The organism is Haladaptatus sp. AB643 (assembly GCF_024136975.1).
GTDB lineage: Archaea > Halobacteriota > Halobacteria > Halobacteriales > Haladaptataceae > Haladaptatus.
The window spans coordinates 49,276-63,774 of the sequence record NZ_JAMYJW010000007.1 but is presented as its reverse complement, the minus strand read 5'-3'; the positions used below and the strand labels follow the sequence as shown (position 1 = coordinate 63,774).

At 51.4% G+C, this 14,499-nt stretch carries 13 protein-coding genes; 9 read left to right on the top strand and 4 right to left on the bottom strand.

Annotated elements, in window-relative coordinates:
* Positions 1–230: 230 nt before the first annotated feature.
* From NKF25_RS14765 to NKF25_RS14755, 3 genes are all read left to right on the top strand, one after another.
* Entirely contained in the window at positions 231–749 is a 519-nt protein-coding gene (locus NKF25_RS14765; RefSeq protein ID WP_253227415.1) for a TrkA C-terminal domain-containing protein, read from the top strand.
* A complete protein-coding gene (locus NKF25_RS14760; RefSeq protein WP_253227414.1) occupies positions 749–1,966 on the top strand; it encodes a cation:proton antiporter in 1,218 nt (405 codons plus the stop codon). Before NKF25_RS14765 ends, NKF25_RS14760 begins: the two co-directional genes overlap by 1 nt.
* 327 nt (positions 1,967–2,293) lie before the next feature.
* Positions 2,294–3,106 carry a diadenylate cyclase domain-containing protein gene (locus NKF25_RS14755; RefSeq protein ID WP_253227413.1) on the top strand — a complete coding sequence of 271 codons (813 nt, stop codon included), beginning with the start codon at positions 2,294–2,296 and terminating at the stop codon, positions 3,104–3,106.
* 913 nt (positions 3,107–4,019) lie between these two features.
* Here the strand turns inward: NKF25_RS14755 and NKF25_RS14750 are convergent.
* Positions 4,020–5,315 (bottom strand): O-acetylhomoserine aminocarboxypropyltransferase/cysteine synthase family protein, encoded by a 1,296-nt coding sequence (locus NKF25_RS14750; protein ID WP_253227412.1) that lies wholly within the window; start codon positions 5,313–5,315, stop codon positions 4,020–4,022.
* A gap of 579 nt (positions 5,316–5,894) precedes the next feature.
* Here NKF25_RS14750 and NKF25_RS14745 point away from each other — a divergent pair.
* The 6 genes from NKF25_RS14745 to NKF25_RS24245 all read left to right on the top strand — a co-directional run bounded on the left by NKF25_RS14745 (position 5,895) and on the right by NKF25_RS24245 (position 10,995).
* A complete protein-coding gene (locus NKF25_RS14745) occupies positions 5,895–6,569 on the top strand; it encodes a hypothetical protein (protein ID WP_253227411.1) in 675 nt (224 codons plus the stop codon).
* A gap of 345 nt (positions 6,570–6,914) precedes the next feature.
* Entirely contained in the window at positions 6,915–7,100 is a 186-nt protein-coding gene (locus NKF25_RS14740; protein ID WP_253227410.1) for a hypothetical protein, read from the top strand.
* Between the two features lie 227 nt (positions 7,101–7,327).
* Positions 7,328–7,579, top strand: coding sequence for a hypothetical protein (locus NKF25_RS14735; protein WP_253227409.1), 252 nt, complete (start codon positions 7,328–7,330; stop codon positions 7,577–7,579).
* A complete protein-coding gene (locus NKF25_RS14730) occupies positions 7,576–8,055 on the top strand; it encodes a nucleic acid-binding protein (RefSeq protein ID WP_253227408.1) in 480 nt (159 codons plus the stop codon). Before NKF25_RS14735 ends, NKF25_RS14730 begins: the two co-directional genes overlap by 4 nt.
* Before the next feature lie 705 nt (positions 8,056–8,760).
* Positions 8,761–9,702, top strand: a complete 942-nt coding sequence (locus NKF25_RS14725; protein WP_256490538.1) for a DMT family transporter — start codon at positions 8,761–8,763, stop codon at positions 9,700–9,702.
* Between the two features lie 180 nt (positions 9,703–9,882).
* The gene (locus tag NKF25_RS24245; protein ID WP_256490537.1) at positions 9,883–10,995 is read left to right on the top strand and encodes a Xaa-Pro peptidase family protein; all 1,113 of its coding nucleotides are present in this window, start codon (positions 9,883–9,885) and stop codon (positions 10,993–10,995) included.
* A gap of 7 nt (positions 10,996–11,002) precedes the next feature.
* On the opposite strand, the gene NKF25_RS14715 is transcribed toward NKF25_RS24245, so the two are convergent.
* Genes NKF25_RS14715 through NKF25_RS14705 form a run of 3 tightly spaced genes read right to left on the bottom strand, consistent with a single transcriptional unit; the run spans position 11,003 to position 14,496 of the window.
* Positions 11,003–12,163 carry an amidohydrolase family protein gene (locus NKF25_RS14715; protein ID WP_253227406.1) on the bottom strand — a complete coding sequence of 387 codons (1,161 nt, stop codon included), beginning with the start codon at positions 12,161–12,163 and terminating at the stop codon, positions 11,003–11,005.
* Complete coding sequence (locus tag NKF25_RS14710) at positions 12,156–13,322, bottom strand: Xaa-Pro peptidase family protein (RefSeq protein ID WP_253227405.1); 1,167 nt, start codon at positions 13,320–13,322, stop codon at positions 12,156–12,158. Before NKF25_RS14710 ends, NKF25_RS14715 begins: the two co-directional genes overlap by 8 nt.
* Entirely contained in the window at positions 13,315–14,496 is a 1,182-nt protein-coding gene (locus NKF25_RS14705; protein ID WP_253227404.1) for a Xaa-Pro peptidase family protein, read from the bottom strand. Before NKF25_RS14705 ends, NKF25_RS14710 begins: the two co-directional genes overlap by 8 nt.
* Positions 14,497–14,499: the final 3 nt, after the last annotated feature.

Here is a 14,499-nt window from a genome sequence, read left to right as displayed (position 1 = left end):
ACCGATTTCGACCGGATTCCATCCACTGACTCTATGATGACCTCGTGTGCAGCTTCTTTCTCGAGATTGAGATAGATTGTAGTGAAGGTCATTACCGGACTAGGTAGTTGGATCCCCAATTGTATAGCTTGGTCGAGAAACTATACAGATAGTGAGCGACTCTGCTTCAGAAGAGCTGATACAATACTTCTAAACTGAAGTTTATCTGCCTCGGGAGACATATACATCGTATGACGGTCTACGAAACGGATGTTCCGGGTGTCGGGAAAAAATATGAGATCGAGATCGACGACACAACTCGATTAGTGATCCTTCTCCATCATGATGGGCGACGTGAGGTATATCTTCGTCCTAGCGATGATGCGGATAGCGAAAAACTCTTCTCACTTACTGGAAAGCAAGCTCGTCAGGTTGGGTCGATCCTCGAAGGTGCATATTTCCAACCTGTCGAGCTAGATGACGTTACTGTTCCGCTTGGGGATGCCATAATCGAGTGGATTGATGTTCCTTTGAGTTCCAGCATTGTAGGCAAGACACTGCAATCAGTGGCGCTCCGTAATCGAACAGGGGTCTCTGTGATTGCGATTCAACGAGGAGAAGAAACCGTTTCGAACCCAGACCCAGAAGAAACAATCCAAGCAGACGATATTCTAGTGACGATCGGCACACGGGACGAACAGGCGTCCCTCTCTGAGCTTATTGCTACTGGTCAATCTGAAAACAGCGAAGAGAATGAAAACCACTACTAATGGCCAACGTACTCCTTATTGAGATTGGAATTGCCTTGACAGCTATTGCCCTAGCAGGCGCACTCGCAAATCGCATTAGTTTGTCCGTTATTCCGGCCTATATTCTTGTTGGAATTCTCATTGGACCACACGAACCGACATCAATTGCCGGATTTTCTCTCCAGCTCGTCGAAAATCGAGAAGTTATCAATCTCCTAGCAGAGCTTGGTATCGTCTTTCTCTTATTCTTTTTAGGACTCGAATTTAGTATCAATCAGTTGCTCGAAGCACGAACCCAGATAGGGACGATTGGATTCATTGATTTTCTCATCAATTTTGGACTTGGGATCTCTATTGGAGTGGTATTTGGGTGGTCTCTGCTCGAAACACTCTTTTTAGCAGGGATTATTTACATCTCCTCAAGTGCCGTTATTACGAAGTCACTGCTCGAAAACGGGTGGATTGCAAATCCGGAAAGTAGTCCAATCTTGGGAACACTCGTCTTTGAAGATATCCTCATCGCGATCTATTTAGCTATTCTTTCCGCAGTCGCTTTCGGTGGAGGCGATATCGCAAGTGCTGCTGTCTCGATTGGGACTGCATTCATTTTTCTCGGAGTTTTAACGGTCATTGCGTGGTATGGAACCGGACTTGTCGAGCGATTATTCAGTACCGAGTCCGATGAACAGTTCCTCCTACGAGTTCTTGGTGTAACGATACTCATTGCTGGTGCCGCACTCGCAAGTGGTGTAAGTGAAGCAGTTGCTGCCTTCTTCGTTGGAACAGCGTTCAGCCAAACCAATCACTTAGAACGAGTGGAGAGAGTTATCTCACCGGCACGTGATCTCTTCGCAGCAATCTTCTTCTTATCGATCGGGCTAACCACAGACATCACGGTGCTTGCAGATGTCGTTGGACTGCTGATAGTCGCGGTTGTACTGTCCGTTATCGGCAAAATCATCAGTGGTGCAATTTCGGGTCGGATATACGGTCTGAGTCCGAAACGATCCTTTCGAGTCGGCTTGGGAATGGTTCCTCGAGGGGAGTTTTCATTGGTAATCGCAGCACTTGCTGGTGGAATAAGTGGTGTTGCGTTTCAATCTGTGATTCCTGCATTTACTGTTGGGTATGTGCTATTCATGAGCATTATTGGAACAGTACTAATTCAGCACGCAGATCGAATTACCGAAACTTTGGTTCCATTTGTAACTCAATTCTCGTCACTAGAAGACTCGTGACAAACGATCGTGTTTAGAATGGATTTTTGGTTAATCTAGAGGAAAAATAGCGAGACACACGTTCTCATTCGGGCGTTAACTAGAGTGGAGAAGTAAATTCCTGGGAATTATCTATATTCCTGTAACCGAACGGCAGTATGAGAAAGAGTCAGGCGACTCTTCGATGTTAACGATAGTGATAATAAACTGAAATCTGAGAGAGATTTTTCAGTATCGGAGACTACCCAATAGGGATGAGTACTAGCTTTGGGAACTATTAGACAAGAAATTGACAGGCAGAGGTATCTAAGGGAACAAGCACAAATTACACACCGACACTATCCCACAATGGACCAGTTACAAGATCTGTACAAGGAAATCATAGGAAATGTTGACACTACTCTGTTGTTTAATCCTACTAAGGTACAATATAACAAATGGAAAAGCAGCGTTAATGTCATCGTTGTGGCTATAGAAAACAGTTTTGACGAAGAGCAGTTTATTGGGCTGCCTATAGAATTTGAAGATACATCTGAACTCTTTCGTTTTGGACTAACGGGTGCACTAAATCACAAATATATTACTGACGACGAAACGGTGATTTGTGCCGCACAGCTCTTTAGCGATAGTATTGATTCATTTACACGGATCGACGCTGCCCGAAGCGAAACAAGCAAGCTCTATGATTTCTTTTATCACTCGCGAGCAAAACAACCAGAAATCAAAGCCATACTTGAGTTAGCGATTGAATTAGGGAAAAGTGGACAGAAAGGGAAGCCGGTTGGAGCTCTATTTGCAATCGGTGATGCAGGCACTGTAATGAAGTCGTCTCGCTCACTCTCCTACAATCCTTTTGACCAGTCTCACGTATATGCTGGCGACCGGGTTGTCAGTGTAATGTTGAAGGAATTTTCACGACTCGACGGTGCATTTGTTATTTCTGACGCAGGAAAGATTGTGAGTGCGTATCAGTATCTGGAACCATCAATTGAGAATCTCGACATTCCAAAAGGACTCGGGACACGACATAACGCAGCAGCTGCGATTACAGATGAAACAGACGCTGTTGCGATTGTTTTGAGTGAGGGAGATAGTCGTGTCCGTGGGTTCAAAAATGGGAATTTGATTTTCAATATAGATCCGAACGAGTACCAATCGTGATGGACTCACGATGATGCTTCAAGAGTATTCGAGACGGCCCATTACCAGAACAGAATACTGAACTCGTCAACTTTCGCGAGAAGCGTACCGAGAGTCAGCAAGTCGAGGACAAGTATCTCGATGTCCTTGAACATGCGAAGATCGTTGCCAAGACGAACGACGTGATGGTCGCACGGTTGGGCTATCGCGAAGTCGCGACCCCCTACGGCTGTGCGTAGACGAACGATGGCTATCGGGTCATGGAGGAGATGGCCGAGCGCGTTCCTGGCGTGACCGACAAGGAATCTCGAACGTTATTGGTAGATGACGCGATGGGTATCGGTGGGCATCATATCGAGATCATGTTCGCCCACTCCGACCTTGCCGAGTGTGGATGCGAGCACACGAAGCCAACGCGGACATAGCGAACAGAGGTCGCTGATTAGAGCGTTGTAATTACGAGGGTTCGACGAACCCCCTCTCAAACCACACCACCACACGAGAGTCACACCGCACTACCGGTGACACATTGTGGTAGTAATCGGTTGATTACGGTGGAGTGCATCGTTTTCTGCGAAATGGAAAGGGTCGAATTTGCGATCTCCCTCTATTATAACATTGTAATCTAGGCCTCGAGAGACGAGAATAGATCAATTGCCGCTCGAGAGCTTCATTACGCAACCCATGAACATGTATTGTATGGCGAAAGCCGAAGATTATCCCGAACGTGTCATCGATGGTTTCTTCCCGGTTGCTCAGTTGCTATTCGACGGCTGGCCCGTCTCTATTCGCTGTCGTGTGCAACAGTCTAGTCGATTGAGCGACCCATAGAGTTCTTCGTTTTGAATGTAGGTACAGAACTGCGCGCACAGCCGACAGCAGTCCGCGGCATTCGTGAACGTCCGGACACTCGTATCGAAACGACAAGAGCCGTCTATGTGGCGGCGTCAATAGCGTTCTCAAGATCAGCAATGATCTGTCCAGGATCTTCAATACCCACAGAAAGGCGAACAAGATCATCAGTGACGCCGGAAGCAGCCTGTTCAGCGTCTGTAAGCTGTTGATGGGTTGTACTAGCTGGATGAATGATGAGTGTCTTTGCATCACCGACATTAGCGAGCAAGCTTGCTAGCTCTGTCGATTCAACGGTTTTTCGCGCAGCGTCGTATCCATCCGCGAGACCGAAAGTGATCATGCCACCATAGCCGCCTTCGAGGTATTCGGTAGCCGTATCGTGGGTTTTGTGGGACGAAAGACCGGGGTAGTTCACCCACGCAACCTCCTCATGGTCTTGGAGATATTCGGCTACTGCCATTGCATTCTCGCAGTGACGGTCCATCCGAAGGGAAAGCGTTTCGAGTCCCTGTAGGGTTTGCCAAGCGTCGAAGGGCGCTTGCTGGTTTCCAAGATCACGGAGTCCGCGGGCAATCGCAGCGTATGTGAACGCCTCATCTCCAAATGTTTCCGCGAAGTTGACACCATGATATGCAGGGTTATCTTGAGCAATCTCACTATATTTCTCTGGGTAATCGCTCCAAGGGAACGAGCCACCATCAACAATCACGCCACCAATGGTAGTACCGGAGCCGTGAAGCCATTTTGTGGTCGAGTTCCAGACCAGATCCGCGCCATGTTCGAGTGGACGACAGAGGTAGGGTGTCGCAAAGGTATTATCGACGAGCAAGGGAACGCCGTGGTCGTGAGCGATGTCGGCAATCTGCTGGATATCAGGTGTATCGAGGGCTGGATTCCCGATCGTCTCAAGATGGACGTAGGCAGTATTGTCGTCGATGGCTTCGTCGTATTCCTGATAGTCGAGTGTGTCAACGAATTTGGCTGTGACACCTCGGCGTTCGATTGAATGGGTGAAGTACGTGTAGGTGCCTCCATATAATGAGGAGGCAGTGACGATATTATCGCCAGCTTCAGTCAGCAAGAACGTTGCAAGGTTCAACGCAGCCATCCCAGATGCAGTAGCAACGCCCCCGACACCGCCTTCAAGAGCGGCAAGCCGGTCTTGGAGTGTTTCAAGAGTTGGATTCATTAACCGGGAATAGATATAGCCCGGCTTCTCGAGCGCAAACTGGGTTGCTGCATCGTCCGCGTCTTCAAAAACGTATGAAGTGGTCTGATAGAGTGGTGGCGCTCGTGCCCCAGTCACAGGATCAGGATCTTGGCCTGCATGTAGTGAGTCAGTAGCGAATGAACTATCAGTAGGATCGTCGCTCATGCATTCCTAAATGAAATCTAGGATATTATGTGAACGTATTAAGGGAAAGCTTGCCGAGATCGTTGACAACATTGTGAGCTGCCAACCGTAGTCACCAATTCATTCGGATCAACCGCCCTACGCTCAAGCCGATCAACCCACGACCGCAGTTCCTCACAGACTGCTTCTGGATCACGATACTCATCGACCGCTCGAATCAACGCTTTCTGCGCATCGTTGATATACAACGGCGAACTCCGCTGGCGACACTCGATGCCCCCAGTCATTTCCCCCAACGTGGTAATCTTACCGGACAGTAGTACGGTTTTTGACCTCAATTGCGTTTCATCCTCTCCCGACCAGTAGTCTACGGCGTCTTCGATGACAACCCCCCGGGCAAGCCCTTCATCGATTACCTATGCACAGCAAACCACCTTCCACTGCACTAGTCAGCCCGATTCTGCCATGACTGTTCTCGAGTACACCAACACCGCCACTGACACGACTATCCGTTGTATCGGTCGGTTACCACAATCGCTCGCCTGCCGCGGATCTCGACGCCAACAGAGGACACTGCAGCCACAGTGGAGGTGCCCGCCAATGAGTAACACCACCACTTCCGCTGTGTCCATTTGTGCCGCTGAGGATGTCTCAGTCAGCGACCTCGCCGAACACGTTCAGACGCTCGCTGACTCTATCACCGAACTCAAAGCGGAAGTCGCCGAGAAAGACGAGCGAATCGACGACCTCGAGCAGCAAGTGGATGAACTCGAAGCCGAACAAAACACGCAGGAAAAACGGATGGATGCCCTTGGGATGGGAACCGAGAGTGTCAACGATGACATCGCGAACCTCGAAGACAACATTGACGCCGCGAACAGCAACCACAGTGACGAACAGAGTACACCCACAGACGATTGGACCCCACTCGAGCGGCTTTCGCTGATTGGAGAAGATGCACTCGATGATCACGTCTCTGCCAGCGACAGACGCGCTGTAACCGTTTTCGAACACTGGGAAGAGTGGTCAACCAAGACACCGCAAGGAAATCTCCTCAAGACGAGTGACAACCTCAAGTCGCTCCTCTCCACAGCAACCGACGAGCATCTCGCTTGGAAGCAGGTGTACCGCGCTTGCCGTCGTATCGAACAGCTATCGCAGGGACGGCTCACGTTCTTCCAGCACGACAAACACGGCTGGATGCTCAAGCAACACCGGCCGTTCTCGTCCACCCAGACCACCACAGAAATGACAGCGTCGTCAGTGACCACGTAGGCCTCCCCGTCAGGACACCCATCTCGAGAGAGACATACATCTAACACGAATCAAAATACCACGACACGAACCACTGCAAGCAACTATCGTCTACTGTGAAGTACGTCTTGTTTTGCGGTTGATTTGCGGTTGGAGTGGAGGCAGTGGGGTGTGAGTTGGTTCTGACGACGGTGTCAGTGGCTCGTGGACGAGAACACATGACCATGAAACCTCCTTCGCTAAGTGGCGACGAAATTCGTGCGTTACTACATCGGTTTGCGACTGACGAAGCCGCAGTTGATACCGAGACTGCAGTCATCTACTTTCGAGCGTGTGCTCGTCGCAACTGATAAAGGGACAGAGAGTATGTTCACAACAGAAATGGCGTCTAGTACCGATTCCTCAGGGACGGTTGATGAAGAAGTCCGCCGACTATACGAACGATATCAGTCGGCAGAGAGCGATGAGGAGCGGCAGAAAATTGCCCTTGAGATGGGGAAACTCGACGGACGCCGCCACGCCGACATCTACGCAGCTCTTGAGAACGAGTAACTACAGTTCTACGTTAGTAGCAAATACTAACCAACGACCGTTGGTGTACAAGATTACGCAACGAGATCTATCTTTTCGAGCTTCCAGGTGAGGTTTCGAAGCAAAACACAGACGATAATCCGGCCACTGCGTCTGTGGTCGGGAATACGTGGTTGAGTCAACCGAGATCGCCCCGGCGAGTCGGGAATGACGATGGTGCTTACGTGACGCGACCCATATTCTCTACTATGGCAACTGAAATCTCCGATCGTGCCCGTGAAATCGCTGACGCACGAGGAGTTCCTGAGTCGGAGGTTTTCGAGCAAGCCCTCGAACTCGGAATCGCAGATCTGTGGGAAAACGTCGTCCTCGGGAAATACGTGGATGGCAAGCTATCTCGCGAAAAGACGATCGAATTAGTTGGACTCGAAAATGTTCAGCGATCCGATCGCGAAGCAGCAGCCGTTGAAGAGGATGTCGACTGGGGTCTAAACGCGTGACGATCGTTGCGGTCGCAGATACAGGCCCACTGATTCATCTTGCAGAAATCGACGCCTTCTATTTGCTGACGGCAATCAATGAACTACTGATTCCGGAAACTGTGTATGCAGAACTCGAAGAAGGAGGAGTTCCACCTGAGCTTTCAGATTGTGAGTGGGAACGGATCGAGGTTGCACAACCAGTCGAGAGCGGTGCTGAACTGGACGCAGGCGAACGAGCAGCACTGGCGGTAGCTCTCGAACGAGACAACATCGTCTTTCTCACCGACGACCTGGCAGCACGAGAGTTCGCTCAGGACCAGAATATCGAAGTCCATGGTTCGATTGGCGTGATCGCACTTGCGCATCATCGAGGTGTCGTACCCAGCGATGATGCTGCGTTGCTTATGCGAGCCCCTCAATCGGAAACGAGTCTCTTCATCACCGACGCGATCGTCGAACGTGGGATCAAACTGCTACAATCGAATTCCGACTAAACCGCGAGTACAGAGCGCCAGCTCTTCGAGACGGTCCAGCGTTCGGAACAGAATACCGAACTCGTGAACTTCCGCGAAAAGCGAGCTGAGAGCCAGCAAGTCGAGGACAAGTATCTCGACGTCCTCGAGCACGCGAAGAACGTCGCCAAGACGAACGATGTGATGGTCGCACGATTGGCTATCGAGAGGTTGAATCACACTACGGCTGTGCGTACACAAACGACGGTTATCGGGTAATGGATGAGATGGCCGAACGCGTTCCCGGCGTGACCGACAAGGAATCTCGAACTTTGTCGATCGACGATGGCATGGGTCTCGGTGGCCATCACATCGAGATCAGGTTCGCACATCCTGACGTAGCCGGATGGATGCGAGCACACGAAGCCAACGCGGGAGGAAACGGAGGATGCTGATTATAGCATCGTACTCACGGGAGTTCGCAGAACCCCTCAAGGTGATTTGCATGGACAACCCATTCTCCGACTGTATCGCGATGTCCTGGACCATACGAAATTTCGGTCTCTTCTCAAACCCACTCCATCGTCCACTTTTGACCAATCGTTGCGAGTACCGACGTCATCTTAAGGTGGGTAAATACACGAACGAATTCAGTACAACTCTTAGCTGTTCACAGAATAGCTTAGTGAAGGAAAAATAGACTACGAACCTGGGGACTCTTAGGCACGGCTGACACACAACCAGTAAATGGATCGCGACCGAGTATTAGCAGCTGCGCCACTCCTTGCAGCAGTACTCTGGGGCGGTATGTACGTCGTCAGTAAATGGGGATTCCAAAAAATTCCTCCACTCACCCTTGCATTCTTACGAATCGGACTCGGTGCTGGGACACTCTATCTTATCGTACGGATAACGACGCCACCCAGAACATTCTCTCGCCGGGAATGGTGGCGGTTCACTACACTCGCAATTTGGCTTACGGCGGCACTCACAACGCAATTCGTTGGAACGGATCTCACAAATGCGAGTCAGGGATCGTTACTGACCGTATTGACCCCAGTATTTATGATATTTCTCGGGAGGGAGGTGCTCGGTGAGCAGCTTACCCGTGAAAAAGTGGCCGGGATCGGTCTTGCGCTGATTGGGACACTCGTTGTTATAGTGGGACAGTACGACTTGAGCACCCTTACCAGTGGAAACCTCTTTGGAGTCGGATTATTATTATCCTCAGCGTTTTGTTTCGCTGCGTTCTCCGTGTTTGGGAAACCGCTCATTGAGCGCTATTCCGCACTCGAGACGGTAACATATTCAACAGTCCTCTCAGTTCCTCTGTTTGGTATGCTGGTTCCAGTGGAACTGTACGTGAACCCAACTGCGTTGAATTCAATTCCGATGACGCTCCCAATCGTCGGTGTGCTCCTGTACCTTGGGCTACTAAGCACGGCAGCGGCGTGGTATTGCTGGTATAAGGGAATGGAGTACGCAGATGCAAGTACAGTCGCTGTGTTCTTTTTTGCACAACCAGTTGTCGGAATTCTACTTGGGGCAGTATTTCTTCATGAGAGCGTTGGTATCGAAACCATCGGCGGAGGGCTACTCTTGGCGATCGGTGTGTACATTGTTGATACAGAGAACCAATCGTCAGAGAAGCAACCTCGCCAGAAAGAAGTTCCTCCAAGAGGGAACTAGCTTAAATTCACGTTGTGACTAGCGCCCAGTAGTAGTTCCAGCATAAGTCACAGTAGAGCAATGCCTTGGTGAACTGTTCCCTAATATCGAGTTGGAAATCAACGAATCACAACATGGCAGTTTGGTCGCGTTCGTTGCCTATTTCCGTAGATACTAACAGCAGGACCCTTATTTTTAATCATGAATGAGCGCCATCTTCAGCGACAGGATTCGTTGTTCGAGCAGCTCCCACAGAACGTAGACACGGCGATTTTAGCCCCAAGTAAATCGTTGTACTATCTGACTGGACTCTCGATGCACAAAAGCGAACGTCCGACCCTTGTGTTTTTACGTAGATCCGACCCACCAGTTTTGCTGCTTCCGCGCTTAGAAACTGGCCGTGCACGAGCGACACTCGGGTCCGACGTACAGATCGTCACATACGAAGATTCAGTCGATCCAATAGATGCAGCACGGAAAGCACTTCGAAAACTCCAAAGTGAACTGGCCAAACAGACATCAATCGGACTCGATTTCCGTGGGACACGGTTATTAGAGTATCAACTTCTCGCCGACAGTTATCCATGGGAGAACGTGCACGATATCGGACCCGCGATTTCGCGACTTCGGGAGGAAAAAGATAGCAGCGAAATCGAGAAGTTGCGAACTGCTGGACGAATTACCGACCGTCTGCTCACAGAGTGTATCGAGCAGATCGAGCCAGGAGATTCCGAAGCAGATATCGAACGGGAATTTCGAAAGCGAGTCCTCGATAGCGAAACGGACGAATTCGGTGGTGGAATCGTGACTGTTGGGGAGCGAACCGCGCTCCCACATACCACGACGGGAACACGCAAAGTAACAAGTGGAGATCTCGTAATGATCGACGTCGGCGTCGTCCTCGAAGGATACCACTCGGACATCACACGGACAGTCGCAGTCGGAGACGTCGATGCGGAACTCGAAACGATCTACGAGACGGTTCGACGAGCTGCTCGTGCCGCTCGTGAGGCTGTCGCGCCGGGAGTACCGTATCAAGAAATCGATCGAGCTGCACGCACAATCATCGAAGACGCAGGGTACGGTGAGTACTTTGTTCATCGTGCCGGTCATGGCCTCGGCCTGGAAGGCCATGAGCCACCCTATCTGGTCGAAGGGAACGAATCAACGCTCTCAGTCGGGAACGTGATCACGGTCGAACCGGGAATATATATCGAGGACCTCGGTGGTGTCCGAATCGAAGACGATGTCGTTCTCACGGACGAAGGGGCCGAAACATTGACGCAGACGACTCGTGAGCTCGTTCGATTGTGAGAAACAGTTAGTACAGCGCTCCGTCTTTGACGATGATGCTCGGAGAACTGGTTCCCTCGATATCTACGAATGGATCGTCGTCGAATCCGATGACGTCTGCGGGGGTTTCGGGGTCGAGCGTTCCGAGACTGGATCGGCCTAATTCCTCCGCTGCGGTGTGCGTCGCAGCCGTCAAGGCAGCTTCCTCACTCAATCCGTTTTCGACGAGAGATTGTAGCTCTCGATGCAAGCTGGGATGTGGAGTGTTTGGAGAGCCAGCATCACTGCCTGCGAGAAGTCGTACATTTTCCCTACTGGCCTTTTTGACGACCTCCGTATGCTGATCGACTACTCGTAAAGCATTCGTACGGGCGTACTCCGGAGCAGAGCCGGATGCAATCTCTTGATAGACAAACAGGGTGGGGTCGTACGCGATGTCCTCGTCCTCCAATTGTGCGAGCGTCTCGTCGTCCATGAGATTACCGTGTTCGATCGTATCAACGCCTGCCACCACTGCATTGCGGATGCCGTCAGTTCCGACAGCGTGAGTCGCAACAGGGAGATCGAATCGGTTTGCCTCCTCGACAATCGCAGTCAGTTCCGCACGTGAAAGTTCAGCGGCGCCTGGATCTTCACCGATGGCTTGTCCATATACGCCACCAGTCGCACTTACCTTGATTACGTCAGCGCCTGCGCCACGAAGTTTTCGAACGGCCCGCCGGCATGCATCGATGCCGTCGCTCTCGATTCCCCAAAACGGATCATGACCATCGGAGATGATTATCGTTCGACCACTGGCAATGGTTCGAGGTCCGGGAACGCGTCCAGTGCGAATTGCCCGACCTACTGCGATGGCAATGTCGTCCGTGCTGCCGAGATCTCTCACCGTTGTCACACCGCCTTCGAGCTGTTTTCGGGCGTTCTCGATCGCTCGAATGGTCGTCTCACTCTCCGTTTCATCGGTGAGTGTCGCAACCGGATCATCAGTTCCATCCCAGACGAGATGCACATGCATGTCGATGAGCCCGGGTGTAAACAGAGTCGCGGTCACGGTATCTCGTGCCTCTCCAGGGTGTTCTTCAGACTCACTGATGATACGTCCGCCCTGAATCGCTAACCACCGGTCGTTCCGTCGCCCGTGCACCGGATCCCAAAGATCGCCGTGACAAAGAATATCGAATTCAGGCACGTCGAATCACGTCTGCCTCTGAATGAGTGAGTCGTTCGGTACCGGTTTCAGTGATAATGAACGTATCTGAGTGTCGGAGTGCTATTCCATCGTTTTCGAAGTAGAGTCCGGGTTCGATACTAATCACCATTCCCGGTTGCAGTGTTCCTGAATCACGGGCGTTGAGTGCTGGCCCTTCGTGAATTGTAATTCCCTCCCCGTGACCAGTGCGATGAATGATATTCGAGCCATATCCTGCACTTCGGAGAGAATCTGCCGCCGTCGAATCGATGTCGGCAACGGACTCACCTGGACCGATCTGTTTGATGGCGTCTTCTCGGACGGTCACGAGAGTCTCCATCGCCGTTTCGACTGTGCCAGGGACATCACCAACTAGAACGGTTCGTTCCTCCTCACAAACGTAGCCCTGTATCGAGGGCAGCGCGATTCCGACGACGCTTTCTCCATCCTCGATTGGTCGTGCTGATGAGATACTGTGCGGTTCGAGAGCATGATCGCCGGTAAGGACACTTGCAAACCCATATTGTCCAAGTTCGTTTGCAGTACCGATGTCGTATCCCGGATGTAAGTCAAGGTACGTCTCGTAGTAGGCGTCTTGGATAGCATCGACTACGCGGAGTTCCGGCGTACCAGCACTGATAGTAGAAAGGTACGCTTCCATCCCGGCACCCGCGAGATCGCTAGCCCGCCGAATCATATCGAGCTCCCAGTCAGTTTTCACAGCCCTGAGTTGCTGAAACTGTTCGGTAAGATCGATAAAGGAACAAGGAGAGCGAACAGCGACTGCATCGATCCAATCCGGACGTGCAATTCCGCTATCGATCCCAATCGATTTGGCTCCTGTTTCGGAGATTGCTGCTGCGATAATCTCGAAGGGATCGTCAGCGTCCTCGTAGACCAGAAGTCGATCTACCCATGCAGTTCGTTTTGCTTTCCGTCGTTCGAGGAACGGTCCGATGAAGACGCTCGATTCATCAGTCACGAGCGCTGCGACGGGACGGGAGTACATTCCAGCGAAAGTTCCCGAGAGGTAGTACGAATTCGACGGAGAGAAGGCCATCATTCCGTCAACATCGAGCTCCGAGATCGTCTCTCGTATCCGGTCGAGGCGGTCGTCGTCGATAAACCGCGACTCCGGATCTGGAATTTGCTCACGCATTGGTAATGGTCAAGCTGTCGATGTCACGCGGGTAGTAAGTGAACCGCTCGACGCCGTTTTCAGTTACGACGACCGTGTCCGAGTGGCGGAACCCACCGACACCGTCGATATAGAAACCGGGTTCGACCGTGTACAGTTCCCCGGTTTGGATCTTCCCCTCGTACTCCACATCGAGGAATGGGCGTTCGTGGCCCTGCATACCGATGTTGTGTCCGATGTGATGCTGTGTTTGGTCGGCGACTCCCTGTTCTTCAAAATAGCTTACCACGGCATCCTCGACAGCCGCATATTCGACGCCGGGAGCGATGGTATCGATTGCGATTTCCTGCGACTCACGCATGATTTCGAAGTACTCCTGCTGTTCGACACTCGGCTCCCCGACGAACAGCGTCCGTTCGAGTTCGGTAGTATAGCCACCGACATTCGGCTTGACGATGGTGACGATGTTGTCACCCTCCTCAATGGGAGTCGTTTGGTCCACACTGTGCGGTTGACTCGTCACATCGCCCGTCGTGAACTTACATTGCATCGGACTAGACCAGTTTTTCATCTCGTATCGACTCCCGAGTGTATCGAGCATCATTTTCGTCCCCTCCGCCTCGACTTCCGAACTGATGACCACAGGTCGCCGTCCGATTTCGATTTTCTCCTGTAGGATACGATGACCAAGGTTGGCCCAGACGCTCGCCTCTCTGATGAGGTCGAGTTCATTTCCACTCTTCACCTCCCGCATCTCCGTGACGTAATCCTCAACGCCGATATCACCACTGAGGAGCGTGGAAATCGATGGGCCGGTGTAGCCGTTTCGTCCGGGACTTCCGTCACTGTCGACAGCGACCGTTCCATTCGCGATACCCAACGATTCACACATCTCGGCGACTCGTTCCATGGGCTTTCCCTGTGGATAATCGAAGTAGACGGTCACACCATCGATGTGGAAGTCGGGTCTTTCGGCGTGTTCTTGTTCTAACCGCGGAACGACGATTTCGCTCCCCTCGTCCGAAATCCCCAATACACAGGGGCGTTCCGTCGGAAGGTGGTACATTCCACTTAGATAGTGGATGTTGAGCGCCCCGAAAAGGAGAATGCCATCGTATCCATCAGCGTTCGCCCGGTCGAGAATCTCGGTTTGCCGTTCGGCATATTCATCTTTAGGAATGTGAAGTGTTTGCATTCC

Excerpts from the sequence above, each read along its gene's own strand:
- NKF25_RS14765 (WP_253227415.1), top strand. The coding sequence starts at position 231 with ATGACGGTCTACGAAACGGATGTTCCGGGTGTCGGGAAAAAATATGAG.
- NKF25_RS14760 (WP_253227414.1), top strand. The coding sequence starts at position 749 with ATGGCCAACGTACTCCTTATTGAGATTGGAATTGCCTTGACAGCTATT.
- NKF25_RS14755 (WP_253227413.1), top strand. The coding sequence starts at position 2,294 with ATGGACCAGTTACAAGATCTGTACAAGGAAATCATAGGAAATGTTGAC.
- NKF25_RS14750 (WP_253227412.1), bottom strand. The coding sequence starts at position 5,315 with ATGAGCGACGATCCTACTGATAGTTCATTCGCTACTGACTCACTACAT.
- NKF25_RS14745 (WP_253227411.1), top strand. The coding sequence starts at position 5,895 with ATGAGTAACACCACCACTTCCGCTGTGTCCATTTGTGCCGCTGAGGAT.
- NKF25_RS14740 (WP_253227410.1), top strand. The coding sequence starts at position 6,915 with ATGTTCACAACAGAAATGGCGTCTAGTACCGATTCCTCAGGGACGGTT.
- NKF25_RS14735 (WP_253227409.1), top strand. The coding sequence starts at position 7,328 with ATGGCAACTGAAATCTCCGATCGTGCCCGTGAAATCGCTGACGCACGA.
- NKF25_RS14725 (WP_256490538.1), top strand. The coding sequence starts at position 8,761 with ATGGATCGCGACCGAGTATTAGCAGCTGCGCCACTCCTTGCAGCAGTA.
- NKF25_RS24245 (WP_256490537.1), top strand. The coding sequence starts at position 9,883 with ATGAATGAGCGCCATCTTCAGCGACAGGATTCGTTGTTCGAGCAGCTC.
- NKF25_RS14710 (WP_253227405.1), bottom strand. The coding sequence starts at position 13,322 with ATGCGTGAGCAAATTCCAGATCCGGAGTCGCGGTTTATCGACGACGAC.
- NKF25_RS14705 (WP_253227404.1), bottom strand. The coding sequence starts at position 14,496 with ATGCAAACACTTCACATTCCTAAAGATGAATATGCCGAACGGCAAACC.